This is a genomic window from Catenulispora rubra (assembly GCF_015356825.1).
Lineage (GTDB): Bacteria > Actinomycetota > Actinomycetes > Streptomycetales > Catenulisporaceae > Catenulispora > Catenulispora rubra.
In genome coordinates this window covers 45,873-54,234 of the sequence record NZ_JAACYW010000049.1, presented here as the reverse complement: position 1 = coordinate 54,234, position 8,362 = coordinate 45,873, and the positions used below count along the sequence as shown (strand labels likewise).

The 8,362-nt window shown below is 70.2% G+C and carries 7 protein-coding genes; 5 read left to right on the top strand and 2 right to left on the bottom strand.

The annotated features are described in order from the left end of the window. Positions 1 to 976: 976 nt before the first annotated feature. Positions 977 to 1,939 carry a hypothetical protein gene (locus GWK61_RS16615; RefSeq protein ID WP_194909284.1) on the bottom strand — a complete coding sequence of 321 codons (963 nt, stop codon included), beginning with the start codon at positions 1,937 to 1,939 and terminating at the stop codon, positions 977 to 979. A 375-nt stretch (positions 1,940 to 2,314) separates the two neighbouring features. On the opposite strand from GWK61_RS16615, the gene GWK61_RS16610 reads away from it, so the two are divergent. From GWK61_RS16610 to GWK61_RS16600, 3 genes are all read left to right on the top strand, one after another. Continuing rightward, positions 2,315 to 3,580 (top strand): bifunctional alpha/beta hydrolase/OsmC family protein, encoded by a 1,266-nt coding sequence (locus tag GWK61_RS16610; RefSeq protein WP_194909283.1) that lies wholly within the window; start codon positions 2,315 to 2,317, stop codon positions 3,578 to 3,580. Positions 3,581 to 3,657: 77 nt separating this feature from the next. Then, on the top strand, positions 3,658 to 4,791 hold the full coding sequence (locus tag GWK61_RS16605; protein WP_194909282.1) for a beta propeller repeat protein: 1,134 nt from the start codon (positions 3,658 to 3,660) through the stop codon (positions 4,789 to 4,791). A 148-nt stretch (positions 4,792 to 4,939) separates the two neighbouring features. Next, a complete protein-coding gene (locus GWK61_RS16600) occupies positions 4,940 to 5,173 on the top strand; it encodes an anti-sigma factor family protein (protein WP_194909281.1) in 234 nt (77 codons plus the stop codon). A 7-nt stretch (positions 5,174 to 5,180) separates the two neighbouring features. Here GWK61_RS16600 and GWK61_RS16595 read toward each other — a convergent pair whose 3' ends face one another. Further along, on the bottom strand, positions 5,181 to 5,921 hold the full coding sequence (locus GWK61_RS16595) for an RNA polymerase sigma factor (protein ID WP_194909280.1): 741 nt from the start codon (positions 5,919 to 5,921) through the stop codon (positions 5,181 to 5,183). Positions 5,922 to 6,121: 200 nt separating this feature from the next. On the opposite strand from GWK61_RS16595, the gene GWK61_RS16590 reads away from it, so the two are divergent. Together GWK61_RS16590 and GWK61_RS16585 are read left to right on the top strand one after the other, a co-directional pair. Then, complete coding sequence (locus GWK61_RS16590; RefSeq protein WP_194909279.1) at positions 6,122 to 7,309, top strand: lactonase family protein; 1,188 nt, start codon at positions 6,122 to 6,124, stop codon at positions 7,307 to 7,309. A 380-nt stretch (positions 7,310 to 7,689) separates the two neighbouring features. Beyond that, entirely contained in the window at positions 7,690 to 8,346 is a 657-nt protein-coding gene (locus GWK61_RS16585; protein WP_194909278.1) for a hypothetical protein, read from the top strand. The last annotated feature ends 16 nt before the right edge of the window (positions 8,347 to 8,362 follow it).

Here is an 8,362-nt window from a genome sequence, read left to right as displayed (position 1 = left end):
GGGCGGGGGCGCGGGTGCGGGCGCGGGTCAAGGTGGGAATGCCGTCGGGAGTACTGTCCCGGCGGGGGTGCTGCCGCAGTAGCCTGCGCTCTCCGTGTGACGACCAGGGGTCGGCTGAGGGGGTGTATGTGCTGTTTGTGTGTGGTTTCACAGGCGATCTTTACGGCTTCGCCAATGGTTGGATGGCCTCGCGGGGGACGCAGTTCGGTTGAGCGTGGCAGGTTGCGCTGGCGGCCGCCGGTTGTCGTGGGCACGACCGCGCACCGGCCCGAGTTCGGGCGTGGCGCGCTGGCGGCCGCTGGTGTGGGTGTGGGTTGTCGGTGGCGCGTGCTATATCTGTGTATAAGGGGCGATAATTCCCTAACAAAATGCCGCCATGCCTGACCCGCGCGCTCGGTTGCGCTGGCGGGTGGCGGTTTTCGCGTGCACGATCGCGCGGCGGTCCGAGTCACTGCGCATGCGTTTGGTCTGGCGGGTGGCGGCCGCGTTTGGTGGGTGCGTTGAGGCCTCTGGCGGGCCTCCTCGACGAGGGGGCGACCCGTGCGTCGGGCTTGATGGCGGCGGTCCGTGACTATTCAGTTTTCTGTCCGCTGTTGCCTGCGTTGCGCTGTTTGCTGGCGGTCGCTGCTTGTGGTCGCCAAGGTTCTGGGTCCCTCGCCGCGTCATCGCCGTAAACGGAACCTGCCCGGTTTGGCGGAATCAAGCCGGATCACACTTGCTGTGGTCCATCTCCGTCCGGCTTGACACCGCCAAACCGGGCAGGTTGGCTGCGCCCGCTGACGCGGCGAGGGACCCAGAACCAACACCCCGCATGGTCCGGTCGGACCCACGAACCACAGGGCCGGTCGTGCGCGCCCTGTCGCCACCGAGCCTGAACAGAGCCGGCCCCCGCGCGAACGGGGACCGGCTCGGCGTTCCTCACCTCAGGAAGCTGATCCGCATCGGATCAAGCGTCCGTCCGGTGGCCGTCGCTTCCTCAGCCCGACATCGCGCAGCCGTTGGCCGCGTTGCTCCATGTCGGCTGCATGGCGAAGCTGCCGGTGGGCAGGCTGATGGAGCCGAGGTTGTACCAGGCGCACAGGTCGCCGTTCTCTTCGCCGTCGCCGGCGACCCAGCCGGAGGAGGGCTGGGGGTCGGTGGCGGACTCGGCGTACTCGTGGCCTTCGACGATGCTGAAGCCGTCGAGTTGGTTGGAGACGCTGTTGGCGCCGCAGCTGCTGCCGGCGTCGAGGACGTACGGCATGTTGGTGTAGGACACCGTGCCGTCGTAGTCGTGCCAGGCGCAGAAGCCGGAGTTGGGGAAGCCGTCGGGGTTGGTGCCGGAGGGGCTCAGGACCACGATCTGGGTGTCGCCGGTCGGGGTGATGCCGAAGTGCGAGACGCCGTTCTCCGCCTCGGCGGCGATGTCGGACTGGGCTGCGGACTGCGGGGCCGCGTTGCCGTCGTCCACCCAGGTGCCGGCCAGGACGGCGCCGCCGAAGGTCGGGCCCGAGCCGGAGTTGTCGGTGTACTGGCTGGTGACCGTCGACCAGGAGTCCGAGCTGGTGCCCAGGCCGCTGAACAGGTTCTGCATGTAGCTCTGGACGCCGTTGGAGTCGCTGTCCCACTGGGAACCCCAGAAGACGAGGTACACCTGGACGTTGTGCTGGACGGGGCCGCCGCCGTAGTTCAGCGGGCCACCGGTGCCGCCGGATTCGGGGGAGAAGGTGTGGACCCGGGAGGCCGTCGACGCTGTCGACGTCGACCGCATCGGGACGATGCCGAACCGGCCGTGCGGCTGCGGCTGCGGCTTGTGGTGCTTGGCCAGCGGTGCGGCGTGCGGCGCGGAGGCCGCTGCCGTCCCGCCGCCCAGGGCGGCCAGGCCGGCGGCCAGCGCGACTGCGCCGATCACGGCCATGCCCCGGCGAAGCCGGCGCGGGGCGAGGTTGCGTTCACTCATTTCCCAGTACTCCATTCCGTCGCATCCGGAAGCACGCGGGCAGGGGTGGGCCCGCGGACTGGTGGCGACTGTGGGGGATCCGGGTGGAGCGGGATGGTCCACCCGGCGGAGCGGTGGATCAGTGACTTGATGTCAGGTCTCTGAACCCACTGCGACGGAACCTAGCGCCGCCGGCTGGAGCGGTCGAGGAATGATCGGGTCAAAGATGTCAAGAACGAGTAAAGGCCCGTCCATTGCGTCCAACCCGTCACTCCTGTCACTTGCGTCACATGGGGGTGGGGGTGGCGTGAAGGGAGCCTGTGAGCAGTGCGTGAGAGAACAAGGGCAGGAGGGGGGATTCGGCAAGGGGTGGCCGCGTCGGGGATGCTTGACCCCATGCCCACCTCGCTCAAGGTCACCTTCACCGGCGGCGGCGACACCGCCCTGGCCGCCTGTCTGGAGCTCCCCGACGGCGCCGAGCCCCGTGCGTACGCGATCTTCGCCCACTGCTTCACCTGCGGCAAGGACGCTGTCGCGGCCTCCCGGATCGCCCGGGCCCTGACCGACCACGGCATCGCCGTCCTGCGCTTCGACTTCACGGGCCTGGGCCAGTCCGGCGGCGACTTCGGCAACACCGGCTTCAGCTCCAACGTGCACGACCTGGTCGCCGCCGCCGACTATCTGCGCGCCGAGCACGCCGCCCCGAGCCTGCTCATCGGCCACTCCCTCGGCGGCGCGGCGGTCCTGGCGGCCCGGCACCTCGTCCCCGAGGTCCGCGCCGTGGCGACGATCGGCGCGCCGGCCGACCCCTCGCACGTCGCGCACCTGCTGCGGGACGCCCGCGACACGATCGAGCGCGAGGGCGAGGCGACGGTCTCCCTGGGCGGCCGCGACTTCTGCGTCCGGCGCAGCTTCCTCGCCGACATCGCCGACCAGCCGCAGGCCGAACGTATCCGCGAGCTGAAGGCCGCGCTCCTGGTCATGCACTCCCCGCAGGACGAGGTGGTCGGCGTCGACAACGCCCGGCGCATCTTCGACACCGCGCGGCATCCGAAGTCGTTCGTCTCGCTGGACGGCGCCGACCACCTGCTGACCCGCCGCCCGGACGCGGAGTACGCCGCGGTGGTGCTCGCGGCGTGGGCCTCGCGCTACCTTCCCGAGCCGGACGCTTCCGCTGAAGCGCAACAGGCCGTCTTCGAGGCACAGCAGGACACTGCGGTCATCGTCGCCGAGACCGGAACCGGGCCCCTGCAGCAACTGATCACCGCCGGACGCCACCACCTCGTCGCCGACGAACCGGTGCCGGTCGGCGGCGACACCGGCCCGAACCCCTACGACCTCCTGCTCGCCGCGTTGGGCGCCTGCACCTCGATGACCCTGCGGATGTACGCGGACCGCAAGAGCCTGCCGCTGGAAAAGGTGACGGTCTCCCTGCGCCACGACCGGATCCACGCCAAGGACTGCGAGGACTGCGAAAGCACCGCCGGATTCATAGACCGCATCGATCGCGTGATCCGGCTTGAAGGTCCGCTGACGCAGGAACAGCGGGCCCGGCTTCTGGAGATCGCGGACAAGTGCCCGGTGCACCGTACGCTGACGTCCGAAACGGTCATCCACACCTCGCTCCACAGCGATGATCAAGCCCTGACCGGCGCACAGTAACGAATCAAAGCCCTGTCGCCTCTGGTATTTCTGGAGGCGGCACTTCGTCGTCTGCCGGACACGGAGGTAGAACGACGATGTTCTCGAAGACAAGGTCGATATCGGCGCTGGCCGCAGCGGGGGCGCTGGCCGTGATGACGGCCGGCGGCGCGCAGGCCGCGGCCGGATGGCAGCAGGAGCCGGTGCCGGTCCCGTCCGGCAACATCGCCGCGCTGGTGCGCGTCGCGCCGCACGTCACCTGGGCCGCCGGATTCCAGGTGACGTCGACCGGCGGCAAGACCGAGCGGCTCAATCCGGTGGTGCTCTCCCGCGACGACCGCACCGGCCAGGGCTGGCAGCGCGTGGTGACGCCGGGCGACACGGTGCGCTCGCGGGTGAACGCGATCTCCGCACACGGCAAGGACGACGTGTGGGTCGTCGGCGACAACGACTCCGGCAACCCCGTCGTCTACGGCGCCCCGATCTTCACCGAGCACTGGGACGGCCATGCCTGGAAGACCGCATCGGCCCCGGTGCCCTCCGACACCCTCTCGGCCAACCTGCTCGGTGTCAGTACCCTGAATCAGCACGACGCGTGGGCCGTCGGCGCCGTGCAGCGGGTCGACGGGAACGTGTTCACCGGCGGGAGTATGATCGAACACTGGGACGGTACGTCCTGGCAGCCGGTCAAGATGCCCGTCGACCCCGCCGCCACCTACCTGTCCTCGATCGCCGCGAGCGGCCCGAACGACGTGTGGGCGGCCGGCTCCCTGAACCAGCAGACGGTGATCCTGCACTTCGACGGCAAGACCTGGTCCCGGGTGCCGAACCTGCCGACGGCCACCGGCGGCTCCGAGTTCGACACGATCGCGGCCGACGGCCCGAACGACGTCTGGGCCGCCGGCGACAGCGGCCCCGCCTCCGGCCCGCTCGTCGAGCACTTCGACGGACACCGCTGGAGCCAGGTCGCCGCCCCCGGCACCGGCGAGATCTTCGCCATCACCAAGACGTGTTCCGGCACGGCCTTCATCGGCTACACCCGGAACACCGGCGCGCCCTACGGCGAGGTGTTCGACGGCCGGACCTGGACCGATCTGAACCTGCCGGCCCTCGGCGTGTTCGACTCGCCCTACAGCGCGGTCGCGGACGGCGGCACGCTCACGGTGTCCGGCGCGTACGACACCTCGGACGGCGCCATGCACCCGCTGATGATCAGCCGCCCGTACAACTAACGAGCCAATAGGCAATCGGTGCCCCGCTGACGCGCTCGCTCACGGCCTCGCACGTTCCCGGCCCGGCGTGATCCAATGGTGGACGGCCGCCGACCCGGGAGTGCGGCCGGGCAGGCGCGTCAGCGGGAGAGGCGAGAGAGGAAACCCCATGGACTGCGACGAGTTCATCGAACTGGTCACGGACTTCCTCGAAGGCGCCCTCCCCGAGGCCGACGAAGCCCGCTTCGTCGAGCACCTGACCGGCTGCGACGGCTGCGAGACCTACCTCGCGCAGTTCCGCCAAACCATCGACACCCTCGGCGAGCTGCCCGCGGAGTCCATATCCGACGAGGCGCGCGACAAGCTCCTCACCGCCTTCCGCGGGTTCCACCGCAGGGAGTGAGCGCGGTTCAGCCCCGGCCGCAGTCCCGAAGCGTCGGTCGTACAGCCTCAGCCCCGTGCCGCCCGGAACGCCGCGGCCGGCTGCTCGCGCCGCTGTGCCGCTGCGGCTCGTTCGAAGCGAAGTACGTCTCCAACCGCGTCCGCACCGCAGCCCGCGCCCGATGCAGGATCACGCGCTGGTTCCCCGGCGAGATGTTCAGCAGGTGGCAGACCTCGTCAGACGTGTAGCCCTCTACGTCCCGCAGTGTCACCACCACCCGATGCCGATCCGGCAGCGCCGCCAGCGCCTCGCCGACCACCCGCCGCACCTCGCCGTGCAGCGCCTCGCTCTCCGGCGACGCCCACGCCTGCGGCTTCTGCCCCGGATTCCAGTGTCCCGGATATGCATCGGTGTCCGGCCGGAAGCGCGACGGATCCACCGACGGCCCCTCGTCTTCCGGCAGCAGGCTGCTGAACGGCAGCGTCCGGCTCTCCTTGACGCCGCGTCCCTTGGCGATGTTGACCAGGATCCGGAACACCCACGTCTTCAGCGACGAACGGCTCTCGAAGCGGTCGATCCCCTGGATGACCCCGAGCCAGGACTCCTGCACGACCTCCTCGGCGGAGTCCCCGGTCGAGACGAACGAGCGTGCCAAGCGCAGCATCGACGGCGACCACGCGTCCACCACCAAGCGGAAGGCCGCCTCGTCTCCGACACGCAACCGCGCGACGAGCTCGGCGTCCGGCGGTAGCCGGGACGGATCCCCCACGACGACTCCCTGCGGTGCGGCTGCGGTCTGGCGAAGGAAACCCTAGCCCGTCCCGGCCCTGTTCCATGATCAGTTCCTCGACTCGTAAGGACTCTCAAGTCATCGGGCTGTAACGCCTGGCCCGGAATCGGAACTGCACATGTGTGCGGACGTGAGTCCGCCGTAACTGTATGAACCGCGAACGAGGAGTGCACCCCGTCATGTCCAAGATTTCCCGTCGCACGAGCCTGTCCGTGGCAGCCGCCACCTTCGGCTGCGCGGCCATCGCGCTGACCGCCGCCCCGGCGAACGCGGCCACCCCGGCCGCTGCCACTCCGATCGCTGCAACGTCGACCCCTGCCGCCGCCGCCCACATTGCCGACGGTTCCGACGCCGTCTTCGTCCAGACCGACAACACCGCGGGCAACCAGGTGGCCGCCTACCACCGCGCCGCCGACGGCACTCTGAGCCTGGCCCACACCTACAACACCGGCGGGCTCGGCGGCATCCTCACCGGCAGCGCCGTGGACCACACCGCCTCGCAGGGCGCGCTCACCTACGACGCCGCGCACCACCTGCTCTACGCGGTCAACGCGGGCAGCAACACCGTCTCGGTGTTCGCCGTCCACGGCGCCGGGCTCACGCTGGTCCAGGTCGTCTCCTCCGGCGGGGCGTTCCCGGTGAGCGTCGCAGTGCACGGAGACGCCGTCTACGTGCTCAACGCCGAGAACGGCGCCAACATCCAGGGCTACCAGGTCTCGTACGGCCGCCTTGAGCTCAGGAAGGACTGGAACCGTCCGCTCGGTCTAGACGCCACCGGCACGCCGCAGTTCACCCACACCCCCGGCCAGGTCGGCTTCACCGGCGACGGCCGCCAGCTGGTCGTGACCACTAAGGCCGCGAGCAACGACGTGCTCGTCTACCGCCTCGGCTTCGACGGCGCCCCGGCGCACACCCCGACCGTCAACGCCTTCCCCGGCACCGTGCCCTTCGCCTTCGTCGCCACCGGCCGCCACGAGATCGCCCTCGTCCAGGCCGGCGCCGGCGCGGTCGTGAACTACCGCGTCGCCGCCGACGGCACGCTGACGCAGCAGTCCTCCTACGCCACCGGCCAGGCGGCGACGTGCTGGATCGCCCGCGACGGCGACCTGCTGTTCGCCTCCAACGCCGGCAGTGCCACCGAGACCGGCATCCGCCTCGGCGAGCACGGCGCCCTGACCGGCCTCGGCAACACCGCCACCGACGGGGGCACCGTCGACGCCGCGGCCGCCGGCCGCAACCTGTACGTGCAGACCGGCGCCAAGGGCATCGTGGACGAGTACTCGGTCGCGCCCGACGGCTCGCTCACCGCGATCGGTTCGGTCACGGTGGCCGGGGCGGCCGGCGGCGAGGGTATAGCAGTGGGCTGATCCAGGGCTTCGAGGAGCGGTGGCGTCGGCGGGCAGCCCGATCGGCTCACGGGTCGGCGGGGAGTTCGCCGGCGCGGACGGGCCGGAACTCGGTGCCTGCCCGCAAGGACTGATCGCGGACCGTGGGGCTTCCCCGCGGTCCGCGACTGCGTTCGCGAAAGCGGGGACGGCCACCCCACTTGGGCCGCCCCCGCCGCTCTCGGATCCGCGCTGTCGCCAAGCCTAGCGTCAGGGTACTGATTACGTCCGGTGTTCGGCGATGCCCGTCGAGGTCTGTCGACAACCCCGATGCCGCATGGCGCGGGCATACGTGGGTAAATGCTGTTGTGAATCCGCAGCCTGTAACTTCCCCGCGACCATCTACGAGCACTGCGACCAGCGTGTCGACTGCTCGTTCCGCCCGGAGAGGGACCTGGCTTCTGGCCGCCTCGGCTGCCGCGTTGATGTTCTGCGCCGGTTGCAGCAGCCAACTCCGTTCCGGCGGCGGCAAGTCGGGCGGCACCTCCGGCAGTAGTGCGCCCACCACTACCGCAGCACACGGCGGCGCCGGCTCACCGCTGGCCCGGACCCGGCTGGCGCCCGGCACCGTCACCATGCCCGCCGCTGGCATGCACTGCCACATGACCGGCAGCACGCCCACGACGTACCGGCCCGACCCCGCGTGCACGCCGGGCACCGTCGAGGACACCGTCACGCAGAACAACATCGACTCGACCATCTGCGTCACCGGCTACACCACCAAGATCCGCCCCCCGGCGTCCGCTACCGACAAGGTCAAGCGCGACCTGTACACCGCCTACGGCGTCCCGGACAGCACCTCATCGGAACTCGACCACCTGGTGTCCCTCGAACTCGGCGGCAGCAACGACCCCCGGAACCTGTGGATAGAACCCGGCTCGCTGCCCAACCCGAAGGACACGGTCGAGAACGCCCTGCACAAGGCCGTCTGCGACCACAAGGTGACGCTCGCCGCCGCCCAGCAGGCCATAGCGACCAACTGGACGACGGCGCTCGCCGTCACCGGGGCCGGCAAATAGCTTTCCCAGCCTCCGC